The 20,748-nt window shown below is 63.8% G+C and carries 23 protein-coding genes; 11 read left to right on the top strand and 12 right to left on the bottom strand.

Annotated elements, in window-relative coordinates:
- From FQ320_RS24000 to gspG, 8 genes are all read right to left on the bottom strand, one after another.
- Nucleotides 1–169, bottom strand: a 169-nt coding sequence (locus FQ320_RS24000; RefSeq protein WP_148475807.1) for a helix-turn-helix domain-containing protein, incomplete at its 3' end; no start/stop codon positions are given.
- A gap of 179 nt (nt 170–348) precedes the next feature.
- Nucleotides 349–525, bottom strand: a complete 177-nt coding sequence (locus FQ320_RS25935) for a hypothetical protein (RefSeq protein WP_187394066.1) — start codon at nt 523–525, stop codon at nt 349–351.
- 146 nt (nt 526–671) lie between these two features.
- Nucleotides 672–1,382, bottom strand: coding sequence for an IS6 family transposase (locus FQ320_RS23995; RefSeq protein ID WP_148475806.1), 711 nt, complete (start codon nt 1,380–1,382; stop codon nt 672–674).
- Between the two features lie 120 nt (nt 1,383–1,502).
- Nucleotides 1,503–3,437 (bottom strand): type II secretion system secretin GspD, encoded by a 1,935-nt coding sequence (gspD, locus tag FQ320_RS23990; RefSeq protein WP_255509708.1) that lies wholly within the window; start codon nt 3,435–3,437, stop codon nt 1,503–1,505.
- Entirely contained in the window at nt 3,434–4,309 is an 876-nt protein-coding gene (locus tag FQ320_RS23985) for a type II secretion system protein N (RefSeq protein ID WP_148475805.1), read from the bottom strand. Before FQ320_RS23985 ends, gspD begins: the two co-directional genes overlap by 4 nt.
- Nucleotides 4,306–4,689 carry a type II secretion system minor pseudopilin GspI gene (gspI, locus tag FQ320_RS25930; protein ID WP_187394065.1) on the bottom strand — a complete coding sequence of 128 codons (384 nt, stop codon included), beginning with the start codon at nt 4,687–4,689 and terminating at the stop codon, nt 4,306–4,308. Before gspI ends, FQ320_RS23985 begins: the two co-directional genes overlap by 4 nt.
- Nucleotides 4,686–5,222 (bottom strand): prepilin-type N-terminal cleavage/methylation domain-containing protein, encoded by a 537-nt coding sequence (locus tag FQ320_RS23975; RefSeq protein WP_148475803.1) that lies wholly within the window; start codon nt 5,220–5,222, stop codon nt 4,686–4,688. The genes gspI and FQ320_RS23975 overlap by 4 nt, the downstream gene beginning before the upstream one ends.
- Entirely contained in the window at nt 5,219–5,728 is a 510-nt protein-coding gene (gene gspG, locus FQ320_RS23970; protein WP_148475802.1) for a type II secretion system major pseudopilin GspG, read from the bottom strand. The genes FQ320_RS23975 and gspG overlap by 4 nt, the downstream gene beginning before the upstream one ends.
- A 213-nt stretch (nt 5,729–5,941) precedes the next feature.
- Here gspG and gspL point away from each other — a divergent pair, with 213 nt between their 5' ends.
- From gspL to FQ320_RS23950, 4 genes are read left to right on the top strand one after another with little or no spacing between them, the layout of a single operon-like run.
- Nucleotides 5,942–6,976: a type II secretion system protein GspL gene (gene gspL / locus FQ320_RS23965; protein WP_187394064.1), complete on the top strand. Its 1,035-nt coding sequence runs from the start codon at nt 5,942–5,944 to the stop codon at nt 6,974–6,976.
- A complete protein-coding gene (gene gspM / locus FQ320_RS23960; RefSeq protein WP_148475800.1) occupies nt 6,973–7,431 on the top strand; it encodes a type II secretion system protein GspM in 459 nt (152 codons plus the stop codon). Before gspL ends, gspM begins: the two co-directional genes overlap by 4 nt.
- Nucleotides 7,428–8,927, top strand: coding sequence for a GspE/PulE family protein (locus tag FQ320_RS23955; RefSeq protein ID WP_148475799.1), 1,500 nt, complete (start codon nt 7,428–7,430; stop codon nt 8,925–8,927). The genes gspM and FQ320_RS23955 overlap by 4 nt, the downstream gene beginning before the upstream one ends.
- Nucleotides 8,928–8,930: 3 nt before the next feature.
- Nucleotides 8,931–10,142: a type II secretion system F family protein gene (locus FQ320_RS23950; RefSeq protein ID WP_148475798.1), complete on the top strand. Its 1,212-nt coding sequence runs from the start codon at nt 8,931–8,933 to the stop codon at nt 10,140–10,142.
- Nucleotides 10,143–10,166: 24 nt separating this feature from the next.
- Here FQ320_RS23950 and gspN read toward each other — a convergent pair whose 3' ends face one another.
- Nucleotides 10,167–10,814: a type II secretion system protein N gene (gspN, locus tag FQ320_RS23945; RefSeq protein ID WP_187394063.1), complete on the bottom strand. Its 648-nt coding sequence runs from the start codon at nt 10,812–10,814 to the stop codon at nt 10,167–10,169.
- A 14-nt stretch (nt 10,815–10,828) separates the two neighbouring features.
- Here gspN and FQ320_RS23940 point away from each other — a divergent pair, with 14 nt between their 5' ends.
- From FQ320_RS23940 to FQ320_RS23930, 3 genes are read left to right on the top strand one after another with little or no spacing between them, the layout of a single operon-like run.
- On the top strand, nt 10,829–11,947 hold the full coding sequence (locus tag FQ320_RS23940; protein ID WP_148475796.1) for a penicillin-binding protein activator: 1,119 nt from the start codon (nt 10,829–10,831) through the stop codon (nt 11,945–11,947).
- Nucleotides 11,944–12,471 carry a prepilin-type N-terminal cleavage/methylation domain-containing protein gene (locus FQ320_RS23935; protein ID WP_148475795.1) on the top strand — a complete coding sequence of 176 codons (528 nt, stop codon included), beginning with the start codon at nt 11,944–11,946 and terminating at the stop codon, nt 12,469–12,471. The genes FQ320_RS23940 and FQ320_RS23935 overlap by 4 nt, the downstream gene beginning before the upstream one ends.
- Nucleotides 12,468–13,337, top strand: coding sequence for a type II secretion system protein GspK (locus tag FQ320_RS23930; protein ID WP_187394062.1), 870 nt, complete (start codon nt 12,468–12,470; stop codon nt 13,335–13,337). Before FQ320_RS23935 ends, FQ320_RS23930 begins: the two co-directional genes overlap by 4 nt.
- Before the next feature lie 76 nt (nt 13,338–13,413).
- Here FQ320_RS23930 and FQ320_RS23925 read toward each other — a convergent pair whose 3' ends face one another.
- Together FQ320_RS23925 and FQ320_RS23920 are read right to left on the bottom strand one after the other, a co-directional pair.
- Nucleotides 13,414–13,641 carry a hypothetical protein gene (locus FQ320_RS23925; protein ID WP_148475793.1) on the bottom strand — a complete coding sequence of 76 codons (228 nt, stop codon included), beginning with the start codon at nt 13,639–13,641 and terminating at the stop codon, nt 13,414–13,416.
- Between the two features lie 12 nt (nt 13,642–13,653).
- Nucleotides 13,654–15,261, bottom strand: coding sequence for a DUF4331 domain-containing protein (locus FQ320_RS23920; RefSeq protein ID WP_148475792.1), 1,608 nt, complete (start codon nt 15,259–15,261; stop codon nt 13,654–13,656).
- A 181-nt stretch (nt 15,262–15,442) separates the two neighbouring features.
- On the opposite strand from FQ320_RS23920, the gene FQ320_RS23915 reads away from it, so the two are divergent.
- From FQ320_RS23915 to FQ320_RS23905, 3 genes are all read left to right on the top strand, one after another.
- Nucleotides 15,443–15,937, top strand: a complete 495-nt coding sequence (locus FQ320_RS23915) for an A24 family peptidase (protein ID WP_148475791.1) — start codon at nt 15,443–15,445, stop codon at nt 15,935–15,937.
- Between the two features lie 37 nt (nt 15,938–15,974).
- Nucleotides 15,975–16,754: a DUF4198 domain-containing protein gene (locus FQ320_RS23910; protein WP_148475790.1), complete on the top strand. Its 780-nt coding sequence runs from the start codon at nt 15,975–15,977 to the stop codon at nt 16,752–16,754.
- A gap of 268 nt (nt 16,755–17,022) precedes the next feature.
- Nucleotides 17,023–17,940: a CAP domain-containing protein gene (locus FQ320_RS23905; protein WP_187394061.1), complete on the top strand. Its 918-nt coding sequence runs from the start codon at nt 17,023–17,025 to the stop codon at nt 17,938–17,940.
- A 443-nt stretch (nt 17,941–18,383) separates the two neighbouring features.
- On the opposite strand, the gene FQ320_RS23900 is transcribed toward FQ320_RS23905, so the two are convergent.
- Nucleotides 18,384–19,661, bottom strand: coding sequence for a HupE/UreJ family protein (locus tag FQ320_RS23900; protein WP_255509707.1), 1,278 nt, complete (start codon nt 19,659–19,661; stop codon nt 18,384–18,386).
- Nucleotides 19,662–20,034: 373 nt separating this feature from the next.
- Between FQ320_RS23900 and FQ320_RS23895 the strand changes: the two genes are divergently transcribed.
- Entirely contained in the window at nt 20,035–20,208 is a 174-nt protein-coding gene (locus FQ320_RS23895; protein ID WP_148475788.1) for a CsbD family protein, read from the top strand.
- Nucleotides 20,209–20,748 lie beyond the last annotated feature (540 nt).

Genomic DNA, 20,748 nt, shown 5'->3' with positions numbered 1-20,748 from the left:
CGCGCGCCTTGTGCCGGATCGCTGCAGGGCCTTTGGTCTGGAAATCCTTCAACAGCCGATGCACTTGCCGTCGGCTCAGTCCCAACACGTTCGCAGCTGTCACAGCCTTCATCCGGCCTTGCGTCACCTGGCTCAATACCTCAATGCGGTTCAGCTCGCGTTCGCTCATAACAACCAATCCCACCGCCACACTCCAATCCTGCCAAAACAGGGAAGTGTGACACTTCTACTTTGCAGATGTGGGGCATTCTAACTTTGCGCGTACAACCAAATTTCGCATAAGGTCTATTATGTAAATAGGGTTCTCCGAAAAATCGGATATCACCGTCGTGGGTCGGCTCAAACCTCTCAGTCTGGCATGTTCACGACAGCCACTCCATCGATACAGTCGCGTGCCAATTCGACCAGATGGGCATGATGCGTGAAGAGGATTGCCTGCCCGTTCACACCGATCTCAGCGCAAAGCTGCAGAGCCGCCTTAGCCCGTGTGTCGTCGAAGGTTTCCATGATATCGTCAAGGATCATCGGCAGAGGCCCTGGATCACGAGCAAAGCTGCGATATCCAGCGAGGCGCAGGGCAAAATAGAGCTGACCCGTCGTGCCTGTCGACATCTGTTCAACAGGCTTTGTCAGCTTGTTCTATCGCCACGTGACAAACACCGGCGTCACCATCATGCGGTCATTTCAGCAGCATAGTCGTTCCACAGGCTGAACGCATCAGTCCGGGAGTGGCGATAGGATATTGCGGAAAGGCGATGGCGTTTCGGACGGAACAAGGTTGCGGTCTGATCGTGAACGGAAAGAAATCGCTGCGCTTGGCGCGAAGATTTGAAGCGGCCCATGATCTTTTCTCGTCGTCTTGTGTGTCGATGCGACGCTACTGACCGGTTGTTCAACCCCTTATGTGAGCGGTGTTCGACGCTTGGGCAAAGGTCACGGACGGCGACGCCATAGCTGCGCAGCTTGTCGGTCACGATGACCCGCGGCGCGCCCCACCGCTGCACCAGTTTTCGAAGAAATCGCTTGGCAGCATGGGCATTCCTGCGAGCTTGGACCAGGATCTCCAGCACGTCGCCGTTCGCGTCGACTGCCCGCCAAAGCCAGTGCTTCTGGCCTCGGATTGAGATCACGACCTCGTCGAGGTGCCATTTGTCGGTCGGGGCCGGACGGTCGCGACGGATACTTGCGGCGACCTGCGCTCCGAACCGTTGGCACCAAACGCGGATGCTTTCGTAGGAGACGATCACACCTCGCTCGGCCAAGAAATCTTCGACATCGCGCAGGCTCAGCGCAAAGCGGTGATACGCCCAGACGGCGTAAGAGATGACGAAACGGGGAAAGCGAAAGCCCTTCAGGCGAGGCTGTGAAACTTTGCTGATCATGACAGAGGGCTAGGCGCGCAGCCAGGGCGCGTCAATAACCTGAAGCGCCGGGCGCCGCATGTCCTGAACGCGGGGCAAGGGGCGACCGGCCTTTGGCGTTTCAGATATTTTCGAGAAGCGTCAGTAAAGCCCGCCGATTTCCAGAGGCAGTTTCCTGACCTTTTCCTCGCGCAGAAGGGTACGCGGCTGGGGCGTGATCTCGGCATTCTGGGCCCGGCGGTATTTCGTCTGTGCTGCGCGTTCCAGATCGTCGCGGCTGAGCATGATCGTCGGGCGCAGAAACACGAACAGGGTACGTTTGCTGCGGCTGTTGTTGCGGCTTTTGAACAGGTTACCGAGGATCGGTACATCGCCCAACCCTGGCACCTTCTGATTGCTCAGCAACTGGTCATCGGTGATCAGCCCGCCCAGAACCACGGTACCACCATTCTCGGCCAGCACGGTGGTATTGATGACGCGGCGGTTGGTCACCAGATCGGCGGCGCCGGTGATCGCCTGATTGCTCAGAGACGACACCTCCTGTTCGATTTCCAGTTCGACGACGCCGCCCGCCGTGATGCGCGGCTTGACGTTCATGGTGATGCCGACATCCTGACGTTCGATCACCTCGGCGACATTGCCGCCGTCGGTGGTCAGGCGTCCGGTGCGGAACGGCACGTTCTGGCCAACCACAATGGTTGCCGCCTGATTGTCCATGGTCGTGACCGAGGGCGTGGATAGCAGATTGGCGCTGCTTGACGTGTTCAGCGCCTGGATCAGTGCCCCGAAACTGTCGGTGGCCAGCCCGACCGACAGTCCGGTGGACAGCGCGCTGCCGCTGGTCTGGCCCAGGGCCACCAAAATGTTCTGCAGCGACCCACCGCCATTGCCAAAGGATGTTGCGGCAACACTCCCGGACGGAATGTTCGGGCCAAGACCCAACTGAACGCCCAGACGCTCGGCCACCTCGCCCGACACCTCGACGATGGCGGCCTCGATCATCACCTGGGGGCGTCGGACATCCAGCGCCTTGATCAACTGGCCGACTTCGGACAACTGCCGCTGTGTGCCGCGCACGATTACGGCATTCGTCTCGATCGACGCCTGCACCGAGACATCGGCGATCGGGGCCGCGTCTTCGCTGAAGCCGGGTTGTGGTTCGGTGCCGTTCTCGCCTTCGCCAAGGCTGACCGCCACGGGATTTACCAGCCCTGACGAGCCGGTCAGCGTATTGCGCACCAATTCGGCGATGACGGCCGCCTCGCCATACTGCAGCCGGAAAATCGCGGTGCTGACCGTTTCGCTGGGTGCGACGCGCGGCGATACATCCATGGACCGTGCCAGGTTGCGGATCTGCGACATGTCGCGCTGGGTGCCCCGCACCAGCAATACGTTGGACCCGGCATCGACCGACAGCCGGGCGCCGGTCCCGGCGGCACCCAAAACCTCGGTGATGGCGTTGGCGACCGTGGCTGCATTTGCATATGTAAAGCGGATCACCTCGGCCTCCATCTCGGCCTCGCCGTCAAAGGTCGTGGCGATGGAGATGATGCGGTCTACGTTGTCCTGAGTGTCGGTGACCACGATGGCATTGGGGTCTTCGATGGCCTCAATATAGCCAGAGGCGTCAATCAGGGGCCGCAACACGCGCACGGCCTCGGATGCGGGCAGGCGTTTCAGGCGCAAAAGCCGCGTCACCACGTCCTGACTGCCGGTGTCGGCCGAGTCGGCACCGCCTCTGGTGCGGGCCCGATCCTCGGGGATCACCTGCCAGACCGAGCCTGTTTCGACAGCGGTAAAGCCGCGCACCCGCAGGATCGACTGGAACAGCGCCCAGACGCCCTCGCGGTCCAGCTTTTCTTTCGACACCACGGTGACGGTCCCGCCCAGCGTCGGGTCAAGCACAAGGGTGCGCGACATGATGTCGGACACCTGTTCGGCCAGCAGATTTATTTCGGCATCGCGCAGGTTGATGACGAATGTCTCGGTCGACTGGGCTTGCACGGGCGAATGCATCGTCAGCACGGCGGCGCAGATCAGAAAACCATGGCGGATTGCGGAAAATAGACCGATCATCGCAGCGGAAACGACATGACGAAGGCGGTGCCTTCTCTGACGACTTCTAGGCGCGCGACACCGGATGCGGCAACCTCGTCAAAGAACTTCCTGTCCTGCTCCACGTTACCCACTGCCTGTCCATTTACTTTTGCTACACGGTCGCCCGCCCGAAGGCCGGCGAGTTTAACACCCGGGTCGGGATTCTCACCGACGATATACCCTTTCTCGGTAGCGATCAGACCGATCTCTCCCAGCACCTGATTGGGGTTTCGGATGATGCGGGTACGCCACATGTCAATATACTCTTCCGTGGTCTCTGGCGGCGGCGGGTCCTTCAACTCGGTCGAGCCGGATCCGACGCCAAGGGCCGCGCGCAGCCGATCCATGTTGGACAACGGCGTTGGTACCGGTTCTGCAGTGGCCTCCCCCGCAACCGGCAACGCGCTGTTGGGAAAGCTGAGGGTTTGCCGCGCCCCGTCGACGTTCAGCACGACATGGCGCTCAGCCACCTCAAGCAGGACTGCGCGCCCGGCAATGGTATCGCCGGGGGAATAACTGGCGGTTTTGCCGCCATCCGCGATTAGAGCATAGGATTGCGCCGGTTCGGCTTGCAGGACGACGCCGCGCAACGACAGGTTCAGCGTCGTGGCGGTTGTTGACGCATCGGCGGCCTGGGGCGGCGCTGCCGACCCAAAAGGCCGCAGGGCGATCACTGCCGTCAGGTCGACGGGGTCCGGGGCCGTGTCGGGGCGGGCGGTGACGGCCCGGTCGGCGGGCATCGCGGCGCTTTCCCCTGCCACATGCCAGAACGTCCGCCCGGCGGCGATGGCGACGAACCCGACGACAAAGAGGGTAACGACGGCGAACAGGATACGGGCCAGGTGTTTCATTCCGGCGCCTCCGCCGCGGCGACGCTGTCGACGAAGCCTGTCAACAGAAACACCTCGCGCCCGTCCAGCGCCGCCGCCACTGCAATGTCGACGCGCGCAAGATCGGGGTCTGGTGTGGGGGTGCGGCGGATGGTCGTGACCCAGTCCTGGCCCATGGCGGCCCCCCGTTCGGGCACGTCCAGCCCCAAACGCAGGGCGCTTAGCCCGTTCTCGGCAACCCAGCGCGCGACGATGCGCGCCTCGACCTGCGAAATCCGCATGACATGGGTTTGCGTGGCGGCCAGCAGGGAAACCGCGCCGACAGCCATCACCGCAAGGGCAACCAGCACCTCAAGCAGGGTGAATCCGGCATCGGCGGATCGGGTGAGGTGTGCGTTCATCTCTCTGGGCCTGTCACGGCTCGGGGGTGTGCGGCGTGACCGTCGAACACCACCTCCCAATCCCCCCCGAACGACTGGAACGCAATGTCCAGTGTTACCGGCGCGCCGGTTTCGACCGACACCGCCGAGGGCAGCAGATCGGCTCGGATCAGATAGGCGCCCTGACGCTGGCCTTGCACCGACATGTCGATCTGCGTCGCAACCTTGTGGGGGGCTGCCAGAACACCATCGGGATGGGGCGCCCATGCGCCGTTTCTGAGGCTTGCGAAGGTATACCCCTCGTCGTCCCAGACAAACGCGGCGGGCAGTCCCTGTGCCATGGCGCCGTTGGCGGCACGTTCCAGCCGGACGGCCAGCAGTGTCGCCTCGCGCTCGGGGGCGTCGGGCGACCGGCTGCCGCCCGAAACGCTCAGCCCGATCACCGATGCCATCACCCCGACGATCACCAGCACCACCAGAACTTCGATCAGCGTGAAACCGGCCTCATGGTGTCGCCGCACTGGAACGGCAACTGGGACGGTAACGGTGGTCATCCCCCGGCCCGTGCGGCATTGGCAGAAATGTCGCCATCCACGCCATCGCCTCCGGCGGCGCCATCTGCCCCCAGCGAGATCAGATCGAAATTCCCGGCTTCGCCAGGCGAGCGATAGATGTACGGGTTGCCCCAAGGATCGACCGGCATTTCAACCAGGTATCCGCCGTCGACCCATTTCACCGGCTCTGGCGACGTTACGGGTTTACGCACCAGCGCGTCTAGCCCCTGCGCCGTCGTCGGATAGGTTCGGTTGTCCAGCCGGTAAAGCTCCAGCGCACTGGAGATCGCGCGGATGTCGGTTTGGGCCACTGTGACCCGCGCTTCGTTCGGGCGGCCGATCACGTTGGGAACGATCATCGCCGCAACCAGCGCGATGATGACCAGCACCACCATCATCTCGATCAGCGTCACACCACTGTCGCGGCGGCGCGCAGGCTTGGCGACCAGGGCGGTATGCACCGGTGCAGCGACCCACCGTTCGTCGGAGGCTGAAACTATTTCCATCTTCGGACCGTACCTTATACAATCGTCAACAACGAAATTAGTCTATTGAAGATAACGGGCCCGCACAATGAGCCATGCTCTGCTGATACCCCGAAAAATGCCAATGAAACAAAGAAAATCGCCCCTTCTCATGCGGGCTCAGAAGACGTGTCTCGGCGGCCGTTGAAGGACGCTGAAACCACTCAGGTTTTTGCTGAAAGGCTGGCCCGTTCCGTGTCTGAATCGGGGCGGGAATCGCCTTGGATCGTGCCCGCCGAGGCCGTCAGCCTGCTGACGGCAGATGTGCCAGTGCGCGGTACCCGCGCCAAGCGTGCGGCGCTGGCCTTTGCCCTGGAAGATCGTATCGGCGCGCCGCTGGACGAGGTGCATGTGGCGTTGTGCCGACCCTCTGGGCAGGGAGAAGGCGTGCTGGCAGCCATCGTCGACCGGGCTTGGATGGCCGCGCCCGAACGGCCCGCCGATGCACCGGTGCTGCCCGAGACATTCGCACTGCCTTCGCCCGTCGCGACTGGGGATGCCCAGGTGTGGGCCGTCTGGTGCGCGGCGGGGAGGGCGTTGGTGCGGGTGTCAGACGGCACCGGGTTCTGTGTGGCCGCGCCGCTTTTGCCGCTGGTCTGGCGCCAGGCGGGGCAACCTGCCTGCGACAGCTATGGCGAGGGTCTGCCCCCTGATGTCGTTGCCCATCGGCGTGGCGACACGCCGCCGCCGCCCGATGCTGCCGATCTGGCTATCGATCTGCGGCAAGGGGCGTTCGCGCCTGCCGCGACAGGCTGGGTGCCCCGGCTGATCCGGCTGGCCGCCGTGGTGGCGCTGGGTCTGATGGTGCATCTGGCGATTGCGCTGGCCGATGCGGTTGCGCTGGCGAGGATCGCCGAACAGGACCGCGCCATTGCCCAGGCGGCGGTGGCGCAGATCCTTCCAGGCATTGACGTTGGCGCCGATGTCACTCCGATCCTCCGCCGCCTAGCGCCGCCGCCCCCGGCACCGCCGGGCAGTGCCTTTCTGCCGTTGCTGGCCCGGGTATCCGAAACGTTGCTGGCCGCCGATCTGCCCGCCGGATTTCGCCGCATGACCTTTGCCAGCGATCCCGTGCGCCTGTCGCTTCTGGTGGAAATGCCGGGTCTTGAGGATCTGCAAAGGGCCGAACGGGTGCTGCGCGACGGCGGGCTTGACGTGACCACGGGCGCTGCAAGCGCGACGGCGGGCATCGCCGAGGCCGAATTCGTGATCACGGGGGCGCCGCGATGAAGATCGCGAACAACCTTACCCGACGCGAAAGGGTTCTGGTTCTGGGCGCCCTGCCGCTGATCGCGCTTTTTGGGGTTTATCGGTTCGGCTGGCTGCCGCTGGTCGATCTGCGGGCGCAGGCGAGGAACGAAATAGCGGGGTATCGCACCCTGGTTGCGGCAGCGCAGGATCGGGGCGACGCGCCGCCAGTGCAGGCGTCGGTCATTGCGCCGAGCGATCCGCTGGCCAACCGCGTGACGCGCAGCGCCGAGGCCGCCGGCGTGCTGGTGCGGCGGCTGGAACCTGACGGCGACCAGGTGCGCATATCACTGGACGATGCCACCTTCGACACCGTGATCCTGTGGATCGCCGCGATGGAGGCCGACGAGGGCATCGCCTTGGTCGCAGCCGAGATCGACCGCCGCACCGCCCCCGGCACGGTATCGGCCCGCCTGACAGTGGAGACTGCACGATGACCCCGGACACCGCCCCCCACCCCCGCCTTTCCTATGGCTTTGCCAAGGCGAACGGCGTGATCCTGATGCCTGCGGCGGGGTCAGGCGAGTTGTGCTGTCATTTCCTGCCCACGGCCTCGGTCGAGGTTCTGATCGAGGCGCAGCGGCGCGTGGGCCGGCCCATCGGCTTCGCCCCGATCACTCCCGCCGATCACGAGGCCGCCCTCGGTCGTGTTTACCGCGACAGCGCGTCCGAAGCCGCCGAGGCAGCGGCGGGTGACGATCTGAACGCCTTGGCCGATACCGCCGCCGCCGTCGACGACCTGCTGGATCAGAACGACGATGCCCCAGTCGTGCGGCTGATCAACGCGCTGCTGCTTGAGGCGGTCAAGGAAGGCGCGTCGGACGTTCATATCGAAACCGAGGAACGCCGCCTGATCGTGCGGTTCCGTATCGACGGCGTGCTGCGCGAGGTGATCGAGCCGAAGCGCGCGCTGGCCGGCCTTCTGGTCAGCCGGATCAAGATCATGGGCAAGCTGGACATCGCCGAAAAGCGCCAGCCCCAGGATGGCCGCGTCAGCCTGCGGGTGGGCGGGTATGATCTGGACGTGCGGGTGTCGACCATTCCGTCGCAGTTTGGCGAACGTGTGGTGTTGCGCCTGCTGGACCGCAGCCAGACCCAGCGCGGGATCGAGGAGTTGGGCATGTCGGACCGCGACCGCGACGCGTTCCTGCGCATTCTGGCGCGGCCCGACGGATTGCTGCTGGTCACCGGGCCGACAGGTTCGGGCAAGACGACATCGCTGTATGCGGCACTGGGGCGGCTGAACGACAGGTCGCGCAACATCATGACGGTCGAGGATCCGATCGAGTATTCGATGGATGGCGTGGGGCAGATGCAGGTGAACGCCAAGACCGGCCTGACCTTTGCGCGCGGGTTGCGGGCGATCTTGCGCCAGGATCCCGATGTCATCATGGTCGGCGAAATCCGTGACCGCGAAACGGCGCAGACAGCGGTGGAAAGCGCGATGACCGGGCATCTGGTGCTGTCGACCCTGCACACCAACACGGCCATCGGCGCGGTGTCGCGGCTGGTCGAGATGGGGGTCGAACGGTTCTTGCTGGCGCCGATGCTGCGCGGGTTGGTGGCCCAGCGGCTGGTGCGCCGGGTCTGCCCTGACTGCGCTCGGCCCCATACCGTGACCGCCAGCGAAAGCGCGCTGTTGTCGGGCGAGATCGCGACGGGTGAAACGGTGCGCCGGGGCGCGGGGTGCGATGCCTGCCACGACCAGGGGTTCCGGGGCCGTCTGCCGCTGTACGAGGTGGTCGAGGCCGACCGCGAATTCGAACGCCTGGTGCACGAGGGCGCGTCGGAATCGGTGTTGCAGGACCACGCGCGCCGTATCGGCCCCGGCATCCTGGCCGATGGTGTGGCCAAGCTGCGCAACGGGCAGACCACGGTGGAAGAGGTGGCGCGCGCCGTGCGCGGCGATGCCATCGCGCCCGAGCCTGTGTAAGCCATGGCCGCGTTTTCCTACAAGGCCGTGGACAAGGCCGGGGCAGCCACCAGCGGATTGATCGAGGCGTCCAGCGCCCCGGCGGCGCGGGCCGAACTGCGCGCCCGGTCGCTGTTGCCGCTTTCGGTCCAGCCGACAAAGTCCAAATCGGGGGCGCTGTTTGGTGGCAACAGGGTGCGCGGCATCGGCGGGCGCGCCCTGACGGTGGTGACCCGGCAATTGGCAACCCTGATCGGTGCCGGGCTGCGGATTGAGGATGCGCTGAAAACCGTGGCCGATCAGGCCGGAAACCCGCGAGTTGCATCGCTGATGCTGACGCTCAGGGCCGATGTGCTGGACGGGCAGGGGCTGGCCCCCACCTTGGACGGGCATCCGCACATCTTTGGTGCCTTCTATCGTGCCTCGGTACGGGCGGGCGAGGCGTCGGGCAAGCTGGGCGAGGTGATGGACCATCTGGCCGATTTCGTCGAAACCCGGTCGCGCAACCGGCAGACGGTTCAATTGGCGTTGCTGTATCCGGCCATTCTGGCAGTGGTATCACTGGGCGTGATCGTGGCGCTTCTGGTCTATGTGGTGCCCGATATCGTGCGGGTGTTCACCGCGCGGGGTGCCGAACTGCCGCTGCTGACCCGCAGCCTGATCGCCACCAGCGATTTCGTGGCGACTTGGGGTCTTGTGGTGCTGGGCGTCGTGTTGGGCGCCGGGGGTCTGGCCGCATGGGCCCTGTCCAAACCCCGGCCGCGCCTGTGGTTTGACAGCTGGATGGCGCGGGCTTGGCCGATGCGGCATTTCGTGCTGAAATCGGCGGCGGTGCAGTTTGCCGGCACCCTGGCCACCCTGACCGTCAGCCGCGTTCCGCTGACCGAGGCGCTGGAGGCCGCTAGTGACACCATCGGCAACCGGTACATCCGCGCCCGCACGCAGGAGGCGGGCGCGCGGGTGCGCGAGGGAACGGCGCTGTCGCAGGCTATGCATCGGGCGGGGGTGTTTCCGCCCCTGCTGGTCGCCATGGTATCCAGTGGCGAGGCAGGCGGCACCCTTGGCCCCAGCCTGACCCGGGCGGCATCCGATCAGTCGCGGGATCTGGACGCGCTGGTGTCGGCGCTGGTGGCGCTGGTCGAACCGGCAGTTCTGCTGATCATGGGTGGGGTGGTGATGCTGCTGGTGTTGTCGATCCTGCTGCCCATCGTCAATTTGAACAACCTGGTCATATGACCGCCCCGGCGCGGAGGGGGGCAATCAATCCAGCTGGAACTCCAGCTCGGTCGGACCGCTTGACGGCAGGCCGGGGACGATGCGCGCGCCCGCCGGTTCAATCCGCAGCCTGATGCGGCCCCGGGAGGTCAGCCGGGCAGTGGCCATCACCGTGCGGCTGGCATCGTCCGTGGTCAGGGTCGCCACCGCCTCGGGCGGCTCGGTCGTCAGGTCGAGGTTCAGCGCCGGCGCCTGAAACGCCCGGCCACCCACAGGCTGACAGCGGCTTTCGCCGATCCGAATGCGGCCAAGGCCGATCACCCCGTCGCGCGACCACGACGCCTGGGTTACATCGACCACCGCCTGCCCATTGCAGGGTGCAGCGCCGGGCAACAGCGCCAGAACTTCGGCGCCTGCCCTGCCACTCAGATCGCGCAGACCGGTCTGCCCAAATCCGGCAAAGGCGGTGCCGGTCAGCAGGGTGCCGGGGCCGGTCACGCTCAGCCCGGATTCAAGGCGAAGTCGTGCGGGAATGCTGCGCCAGTTGCCTTGCCAGGCCAGGGACAGGCCGCCGTCCAGCCGTGCCTGGCCCGACCACAGCGTGCCAGACAGGCCAAGCACCTGTGGCGGAACCTGCCCCATCCGTGCGATAACCGACGCGGGGGCGGTCAGCAGAACGGTTCCGGCAAACACCAGGAGGGCGAAGCATGACAGAACCAGAATCGCAAGGAACCGCCGCAGCGCGCCCGAACCGGCGTTTCGTTCTGTCGGGGCTTGCGGCATCGGCGACGGTTCTTTCCGGGTGTTCAGGGCTCGGCGCGGCCGCTGGATTGGGGAGCGCGGCCGCCAGAAGCGAGGGGCCGGGGCGGGCGGCGCTTCTGGCGCCGGTTTCGGGACGCACGCCGCAGTTAGGCCAGATCATGCGAAACGCCGCAACCCTTGGCGGCAACGTCCTGGCACCATCCGGTGAAATGGCATTGTTCGACACCGGCGATACACCTGAATCGGCCGCGCTGGCCGCACAGGCCGCGGTGGCGGCGGGCGCGCGGATGATCGTCGGGCCGCTATTCGGCGCACAGGTTGCGGCGGTGGCGGGCGTGGTCGGGTCGAAGGTGCCGATCCTGACCCTGTCGAACGACACCAGCGTGGCCGGCAACGGGGTGTTCGTGCTGGGGGTGACACCCGAACAATCGGCGCAGTCGATTCTGGCCTTTGCGGCACGCCGGGGGCTGGATACCGTGGGCATGGTCGTGGCACCCGGCGATTTCGGCGTTCGGGCGGCGGGTGCGGCAGTGGCCGCCGGGCGTGTGTTGGGCCAGACGGTTCTGCCACCGATCACCGAGACCGATCCAGCCGCCGCCGTCGCAAAACTGCGCGCTGCCAACGGTGGCGCCCTGCCCAAGGCGGTGTATTTGCCCGGCGCAGGTGAAGAACTGGAGCCGTTGGCGGCGGCGCTGACCGGGCAAACCCAGATCCTGGGGTCTTCGCAATGGTCGGCGCGCGATCCCGCGCGCATGGCCGCCTTGCGCGGCGCCTGGTATGCCGCGCCCGACCCGCTGGCCTTTGAACCTTTTGCGCTGGCCTATCAGGAAACCCATGGCGAAAGCGCCGGAATTCTGGCGGGTGTGGCTTTTGACGGTGTCGAGACCGCCCGGTTGCTGGGGCGGATCCAGGAACAGACGGTGGGCGGGCTGTTGCGCGAGAAGGGATTCACCGGCGTTGTCGGCCCATTCCGGTTCGACCGATCGGGGCTTTGTCAGCGGGGTCTTGCCGTGCTGAATGTCGAGGCTGGGGCGATCACGCTGATTGGTGCCGCAACATCATGAACCGACCCGGGCGCGCGACCGACGCCGGTTTGACGCTGGTCGAGGTTCTGGTGGCGCTGGCGTTGTTTTCACTGATCGGGCTGTCGGGGTTTGCGATGCTGGACAACATCCTGCGCGTCCGCGCCGGAACCGAGGCCCGGCTGGAGCGTCTGGCCGAGATCGACACCGCGCTGACGCTGTTTTCGCGCGATTTGCACCAGTCCGATCCGCAGACGCTGATCAAGGATCAGCAACGGCTTGCGATGGTCCGGTTCGGCACCGGGCCACTGGCCTGGCTGCCGGTGGATGGTGCGCTGGTGCGGCGACAGGTGGCGTCGGGGTTCGATCAGCAAATCGTCGCCGATGTGTCGACCATGGCGGTGCGTGTCCTGGATTCGGCCGGCACCTGGCACGACACATGGCCGCAGCCCCGCACCGGGGCCATCGGTCTGCCGCTGTCGCTGCGCGCGGTCGAACTGCGGCTGGAGTTGCCCGAGGGTGCCATCACCCGTCTGATCGACATGCCCACGGGGCCGGGGCGATGAACGGGCCGGCGCGCCACGGCGAGGCGGGGGTTGTTCTGCTAAACGTGCTGGTGATCCTGTCGATCGCGGCGGTGGTGGTGTTCATCATGCTGTCGTCGCAGGAGGATGCCCTTGGCCGTGCCCGCATCCAATCGGCCTCGGCGGCGGCCGAAGCGCTGGCACGGGGCGCGGAAAGCAGCGCGATCACCGCGCTGCGCCGTGACATGGCGACCGCCCCGGATACCGATCACTATGGTGAACCCTGGGCGCAGGTGGGCCAGACTCAGGCCGATCTGGCCCTTGGCCGCTTGTCGGTAGGGATCCGGGATGCCCAATCGCGGCTGAATCTGGCCCGGCTGCGCACGCGGGCGGTTTCCGACGTGCAAAGCTTTCTGCGGATCATCGCGGAACTTGGGATAGATCCGGCGCTGGGGGCGCGGATTGCGGCAGAGATAGCCGCGCGCCCGGGGTTGAGCAGCCTGAGCGATCTGCGCGGCGTTTCGCCCGCCACCTTGGCACAAATCGCGCCCTATATGGATTTCCTGCCCGACGATGCGCCCGTGAACCTGAACACGGTCGATCCTGTGGTGTTGCGGGCGGTGCTGAACAACCGCTCGGCCGCGCTGCGGCTGGAGCAGCGCAGAGCCGGTGCCGGTTTTCTGACCATCGACGATCTGACCCGGGTCGGTGCGGTCCGGCCCGCAGGGGCCGGGTTTACGTCGCAAGTGTTCGATGTCGAGATTGTTGCCGAGGTCGACGATGTCGTCGTTCGCCTGCTCAGCCGGATCGAGCGGCGGCAGTCATTTGCCGGTAGCCGCGTGGTGGTGACGCGGCGCAGCTTCGGTATTCCGTTGAACGCCGTGCCGGACATCCCCGCAGGCTTCTAGGGTGGCGGATACGAGAAGGGGCGCAACCCATGCAGGTTGCGCCCCATTTCCTGGTCACAGATGGACGGTTCGTCGTTCAGGGATTGAACGGGTCGATCGTCGGGTCCACGACCAGATTGGCGTTTGCCGGATCGGCCAGCGCCGTACCGTTTGCCGGTGTCTGGAATGCGGTCTGAAACGGCACCCCGAGCGAGTTGATCCCGGCGGCTATCCCACTGCTGCAGGCAGCGACAAGCAGCAACAGCGCGATACCCGTCAACAGCTTCTGTCTGGGGGGGCGATTGTGGAGTTCGCTAATGGTCATCACATCCTCCGATCAGTTGGGCGAGCCGGCAAGCGGCGTGTTCAGATAAGGGAACGAGGCGCGCAGCTCGGTTGGATTGATCGGTGCGCCGTCCGTGAAGGCGGCGGTTCCGACAGGTGCATCTTCGGGATCGCACAGCATCAGGTTGACGTTGTCTTCAGCCTCGGGATCGCCGCTGAGTTCCTGACCCAGGGGAACGGGATGGCACAGCGCGCCCATCACGACACGCAGTGCGATATCGACGGTATCATCGGCGGGGCGACGCCCGTTCGGGAAACCGGCGAGATCTTCGGCAACAAGACCGAACACGTTCTGGTTGGCCAGTGCCGTTGGCGGCACGCCGGTGTTCAGGCGCATCATTTCCGACCCGGTGACCGTGGCCTGTTGGTTGAACCCTTCAAAGCCGGTCAGAAAAGCCGCGACCAGATCGGCGCGTGGAAAGTTGTTCGGCGCCAATTCAGCCGGCAGACCGGCAACGCCACCAAACAGCAGTTCGACCAGTTCAGGCAGGGCGGGGTTTGTCACATAGGTGGCAAGCGCGCCATCCTGCGTCGGTTCCGCAGCGTTGAACAGATCCTTGTCGGGCAGGCCGATGACCACTTCGTTGACCAGCGGGGCCGACAGACGCGCGACCTGAACATAGGCTCCGCCCATGCGGTCGGTGTCTTCATAGGTCGGGCTGGGATCCAACAGGCGGGCCTGGGGCAGGCTGGCCGTGGTCCAGGCGCCGATCACGCCGTTGCCGGCACCGACGACGCAGGCGATCGGCACTTCGATGGCGATCGAGGTGACGTTGAAGCGGCCAATCAAGTCGTCGTTGGCACGGTCTTGGGTAATGCCGCCCGCGAACGGCGTGGCTGCATCGTACTGAGGATAGGCGGGGTTCGGTGCGCCCTGGATCGGGACGAGGTTGATAAGGTCGAATATCTCGCCGAGGTTGACGGCGAATGCCTCTGCGCGCTGACCGACGAACACGCGGCCACCGGTGTCGCAGCCCGGGATGTCGGTTTCAAACACGAATCCGTTGGCGTATGCGTCGTAATCGCCGATCGTCTTGTTGCCGATGTTGTCGATCGGCTTGGCGAAGGTGGTGCCCCCGCCGACTTTTGCCAGCATGGCACCGCCGGCATATTCTGAACGACGGTCGCCCTGGATCATGCGGACGGTATAGCTTTCGAATTCGTTCTGCGCGCTGCTGTCGCCCGCCGAGATCATACCGGCCTGGCGCAGCGGAATTGCCACCATTTCGCCGCCAACGTTCAGGGCAATGCCGTTGCCTTCGTTGGCAAGGGTGTTCGAGAACTGAAACTGGAAAGTCACGTCTTCGATCGCATCGCCATCGTTGTCGACGTGAATTTCATAGACGGCATCGCTGTCCATGGTGAAATAGTTCGGGCCGCCGTAGGGCGCCTGCAGGGGCTGATAGTTTGCGATGAGCGTGACCATGTCTTGGCGGCCGGGTTCATAACTGCGGAACATATAGAAATCGGTGGCATCCACTTTCGGCATTTTGGTGATCCCGGGGGCTTCGCGGTGCGACGACGCCCAAGCCGTGCTGGCGCATACGGCGGCAATTATCGCGCCGGCACTTACCAGAGCTTTCCTTCTTTCAGACAACATGGAAATTCCTCCTGATGGACTAAAATACAACACGGAAGACAAAGGCAGCCCACAACCCCGTCGTCAGCCTACAAAGTGGAAGCCACCTGTACCCTGACAGGAGGCACGTTCTGTGTCGATTAAAGTTTCAAACCCTTGAAAAATAAATTGCTGGCGGCGCGGCTGGCCTTAGAACAACGGAATGACACTTTCCGATCTTCTGCATCTGCCACAGGGGCCCGTCACCGCGCCGGACGTTTGGGCTAGCCCGGTTCTGGCCGCCGCCCTGATCTGGCTTGGCTTCACCGACTGGCGATTGCACCGCCTGCCCGACCGTGCAACCTTGCCGCTGATCGTTGCCGGGCTGGCGCTGGCCGCCTGGCGGGATCAGTCGGTGCCCTGGGCGGCGCTGATCGGTGCCGGGGTGGCCTTTGCGCTGTTCGCCGCGATCGGCGCGGTTTACTTCAGATCCCGGGGTGTGGATGGTCTGGGCCTTGGCGATGCCAAGCTGTTGGCAGGTGCCGGCGCCTGGCTGGGCTGGCAATCGTTGCCAGGGGTCGTGCTGATTGCTGCCTTGACAGGCCTTGCCACCGCGCTAGTCCTGGGCCGACGGGGAACGACCGGGCTGCCCTTTGGGCCAGCCATCGCCGTTGCATTCTTTTTGCACTGGCTTGTGTTTGTGGGTGCCGCATCTTAGCTGGCTGTGAAAGTTGGTGCGTTTATCGAGGTGTGAAATGTTTCGACTGAGAACCATGGTCGCGTGTCTGATTGCTATGGCAAGCCCGGCTATTAGCCATGAATTCTGGATTCAGCCCAAGGCATACACCCTTGAACCCGGATCACCGCTTGAGGCCGATATTCGGATCGGGGCTAACTTTGTAGGGCCAGATTATATCTTTATTCCAAACGGTTATGATCTGGCTGTGTTCGCTTCGGCGTCTGAGGTCCAGACTTTGGAATTCACCGGGCGCGACAAGCCATCATTCACCCTTTTGCCGATCGGAACGGGGCTTCACACGATCGCCTTGATTTCGAATGGCAATATGCTGACACACACCGATGTCGCGGCTTTCAGAAAGTTCGCCGAAGAGGTGGGCAGACTGGATGAAACGGCAACGGCGCGTGCGGACGGCCCGATCAAGGAGGCATATTTCCGCTTTGCCAAGACTTTGGTCAATGTCGGGGATGCCGCGGGCGCAGACCGCGCGTTCGGGGCCATCTATGAATGGGTCGCGCTTGACGACCCCTATGGCATATCGCCGGGGCCGATCCGGTTTCAGCTTTTTTACAACCAGGAACCCGCGCCGGATCAGCCGGTGCAGATGTTTAATCGCGATGTCGGATCGCCGTCCGAGGCGCCGCCGGTTCACCTGACAACGGATGCGGACGGCGTTCTGACCCTGCCAAAGGACACTGTGGGCGAAATCATGCTGAACAGTGTCAAGTTGTTGCCAGCCGACCGGGCGGATCTGGACTGGGTCAGCTACTGGGCCTCCGTCACTTTCGCGCGCTGACCACGGCTCTTCCAATCGTGCAGACGGGCCTACAATGGCTGACGCGAGGCGCGCGATTGTCATGTCCACATCCGGACCGGCGCGCGACACTGCCGCGTGTGCCCGCGACAACTCTCGAGGCACTATCGCCATGATGAACGACATTCGGAAAGTTTGTATGCCCGGGGTCAGTCGCCCGTTGCTCCGTACCTGATCAAACGGCGTGGAACTCGGCGCAGCACCGGCAGGTTGTAAAAGGACCGCCATCCACATCGTGAGGAGGCCGACTGTGACGGGAACCACCGCAATCCTCAGACTGACCCTCGCTGCCATCTGCGCCGTCGCCATACCGGTCGCCGCACAGGAGACCGGCGATCTGGACCGGCTTCGCCAGCATGCGCTCGAACTGGTGAACGACGCCCGCAGCGAGGCGGGCCTGTCCACGCTGAGCCTTGGACCGGTCCTGAACGAAGCGGCCCAGGGCCACGCGGCCGACATGGCTGACCGGGACTATTATGCCCACGACACGCCCGACGGACGGACGCCGCGCGATCGGTTCAACGCGGCGGGGGGCAGCCGCTGGGCGCTCAGCGGCGAGAACATCGCCAAATGCACCGGCTGCACGACCCCGCCCGACAGCGCGCGTGTCGAGGCGTTTCACGAGGGCTGGATGCAGAGCCCCGGGCATCGCGAGAACATCCTGTCCGACGGCTTCGACCGTTTCGGCTTTGGCATTGTGGGCGCGGCGGACGAGGTCTATGCCGTCCAGACCTTCGCCGGTTCAGGACAGGTAGCCGACACACCGGCCCTCGGTGCCGAGGAGGCCGGTGCGGTGGCGCTGGATGCGATCAACGTGCGTCGGCAGAACGACGGTCTCGCCCCGCTCGAGGCGAGCGAAGCGCTCGCCGTGGCGGCCGAACGGGTGCTCGAGGCGCGTCTGGCCGGGGAGGATCTGCCCGAGAACATTCTCAGCATCCTGCCCGAGGGGGTAACCGGCTGGACCAGCATTGCCATCCGCACAGGCAGCCGCGGCGGAGCGGGCGGGGCGCTTGCGAAAGGCGCCATTGTGTCCTTCGTCGAAGACTGGGCCTCGGGCGACACCGAAGCCACACTCGGCGGAGAACGCGCCGCATATCTGGGTTTCGCCGCCGCGGCACTTGGCGACGGGCGCGCCACCGCGGTCGCTGTGTTCGGCGGGCGTGACTGAGCATAGTTTCCTTTTTGCCGGAGGCCGGCACCTAGGGGTCGAGTCCGGCTGGGGGCGGAATCGTAACATAAGGCATTCCCGACCTTCGCTGCATCATGCACGAACTAGAAAGGTGCGGACAAAGTGAGCTTTCGCTGCGGATGCGCCAAAGGCCGCTTTCGGCAGCCTTCAACAAACGGTCCATTTTGGGTCCATTAGAGCCCGAACCCCAGTAGCTCCAGCTTGTAATCCGCGCCGGCCCGACCCTTTGATATCTCACACAGCAGGACCAGGAGAATAAACGCGCACAAGCCATAGCAGGGGAAGGCGGCTAAGCGGCCTTAGAAAACGCAAATCAGGAATCTGACGACGGCGCAGACCCTGATAAATCCGAAAAAGCATTTGCTGAGGTATCAGGCCAAATGGCCCAAACGGTATGCGTCCCCGCACGGGGTGCACATGTGTCACAGGAACACCCGTTCGATCACCCAATAGACTGCGATTAGCGCGATCAATACCGATGCGGGCATAGCCACCATGTTGGTGTAGGTATCAGGCTGAGCCACATTCACCGCCGCCGCCGACAGGCCCAGCATCACGCCGATGATAGCCAGTATCGGGAAAACGTCGGACAACACCTCTGGCGCCCAGATTGACAGCGGCACGGCAATTGCGATCATCAGCGTGGCCGCAACAAGGTAAAGTGCTGCCGCCGTGACACTGCGTTCCCCACGCTCACTATATTCCCGGGCTTGGTAGACGCACAGAAACGCCACCGCGATCACGCAGATCTGGCCGATCTCGACACCGATATTGAACCCGATCAACGCGGGCACAAAGTTCGCCTCTGGCAGGCCGAATTGCGCCAAGACGCTGGCAAACCCCAGCCCATGGAGCAGCCCGAAGCCAAAAATGACGAAAGGTCGCCACGGTGACAGGGTGCGCAGAAAGATATTTTCGACCGCGACATAGGCGATGGACAGCGCGATCAGTGGCTCGACGATGCTGGCGGGCACGGTGACATATCCCAAGGCGGCCAACGCCAGCGTGATGGTATGCGCCAACGTGAACGCCGAGACCTGCCACAGCAAAGGCCGGAGGTGGGTGGACAGAAAAAACAGCCCCAGCACGAACAGGATATGGTCGACGCCCAGCGGCACGATATGGTCGAACCCCGTCGGCACATAAGAGAAGAACGTGGCCACAGCCCCCATCGCATTGCCGCCAGTCAACGTGATAGGGTCCGACAGCTGCCCAGCCTCCAGAAAGCCACTGTAGGGGTCCTCCACATCCATCTGGCGCACGACCAGCGTACCATAGGGCCGGATCCAGCCGACCTGCACCGCATCGGCGCCATCGGGTAGCGGCGCGGTGAACTGCACGTCGGACAGGCGGGCGACACTCTCGTCGCTAACCTCGGCGGCCTGCACGCCGGTCAGGGTCAGCGGCATCGTCTGGTCGCCCACCCGCACGGTGATGTTTTCGGCCATGCGCGGCCAGAAATCGCTGAACCGGGCGTCAAGTTCGGCAGCTGACAAAGCCCGCAACTGGTCATAAGTCGCCGCCTGCGCGGACTCGGCGGTATCGGCAACCTCGGCCTGATTGATGCCCGCCAGAAAACTTTCGATATTCAGCCGCATGTCGAAGACCAGCGTCGATCCGTCCTGCGTCATATCAGTGATCGAGGGCAGCACCTCGTGCGCACGGGCCGGTGACGCCAGCGTGAGCAGGACCACCGCCATACTCGACAAGACCTGTACAACCCGCGCCCTGCATCCAAACCAAAAGGAACTCATCATGCGTCGCTTTACCCTTATACTCGTCTTGTTGGTTCCCCGTCAGCGCCCATGAATTTCAGCGATGGCCATTAGTCGGCGAAGTTCCGGCGGAACGCTACGGTGATGGCCGATATTGTCAATGGATTAGGACTTAGCCCGGCAGAATCCATGGACCGCTTGTATCCATCCTACAACCGTTGAAGGTCATGTTCGCAAAGAGCTCCGGAGTGTTCTAAAACCCTGGTTTGTGAACGGGCTGTACAGACGTGGCCGATCTAAGTTGGAACCATACTTTCCGTGAACCGTTTTATCTTCAGGCAAACAAAGGAGACGTACCATGGCAAACGAAGATCAAGCCGAAGGCAAAGCAAAAGACATCGGCGGCAAAGTCAAAGAAGAAGTTGGCGATGCGACCGGTAACGACGACATGAAGCGCGACGGCCAAAAAGATCAGGTCGAAGGCAAAGTTCAAAAGGGCGTCGGTGACGCCAAGGACAAAATGTCCGACTGATACGAGATTGAGGGGTTGGCGCAGCCAGCCCCTTTCTTCTACAGCGCCTAAAAAGTCAGCATAATGTTTTTTGACAACTCAGTTCTGGATGCTCTCGCGACGGGCTCTCTTTTGAGCGTTTTGGGTGTCTCTTGGATAATCTTATTGGTTCGCATTGTGGGCCTCAGGTCCTTCTCGAAAATGACAAACTTTGACTTTGTCGTGACCGTAGCCATGGGATCCCTGTTGGCGGGTGCTTCGCAAACGAACAGTTGGCCGAACGGCTTTGTCAGGTTATTGACGCGCCCTGGATGCGCGCCTAGCCCTCTGTCATGATCAGCAAAGTTTCACAGCCTCGCCTGAAGGGCTTTCGCTGTGGATCGGCGTGCAAAAAGGACCCCTTTAGCGGGGTGATCGGCGTCCAAATGGGACCTCTCATTTCGATGGTTTAAACGTTCGGCTGGATTACCAGTTGGCGAGATCGGGATGTTGGTTGTGGAGACAGTGGTTCGTATTCGGCGCGAGTATGCCGGAGGCAAGGCGATCAAGGCGATCGCACGG

Source organism: Oceaniovalibus sp. ACAM 378, from assembly GCF_008085915.1.
In the GTDB taxonomy this organism is placed as follows: domain Bacteria; phylum Pseudomonadota; class Alphaproteobacteria; order Rhodobacterales; family Rhodobacteraceae; genus Oceaniglobus.
This window is presented reverse-complemented; position numbering and strand designations above follow the sequence as displayed.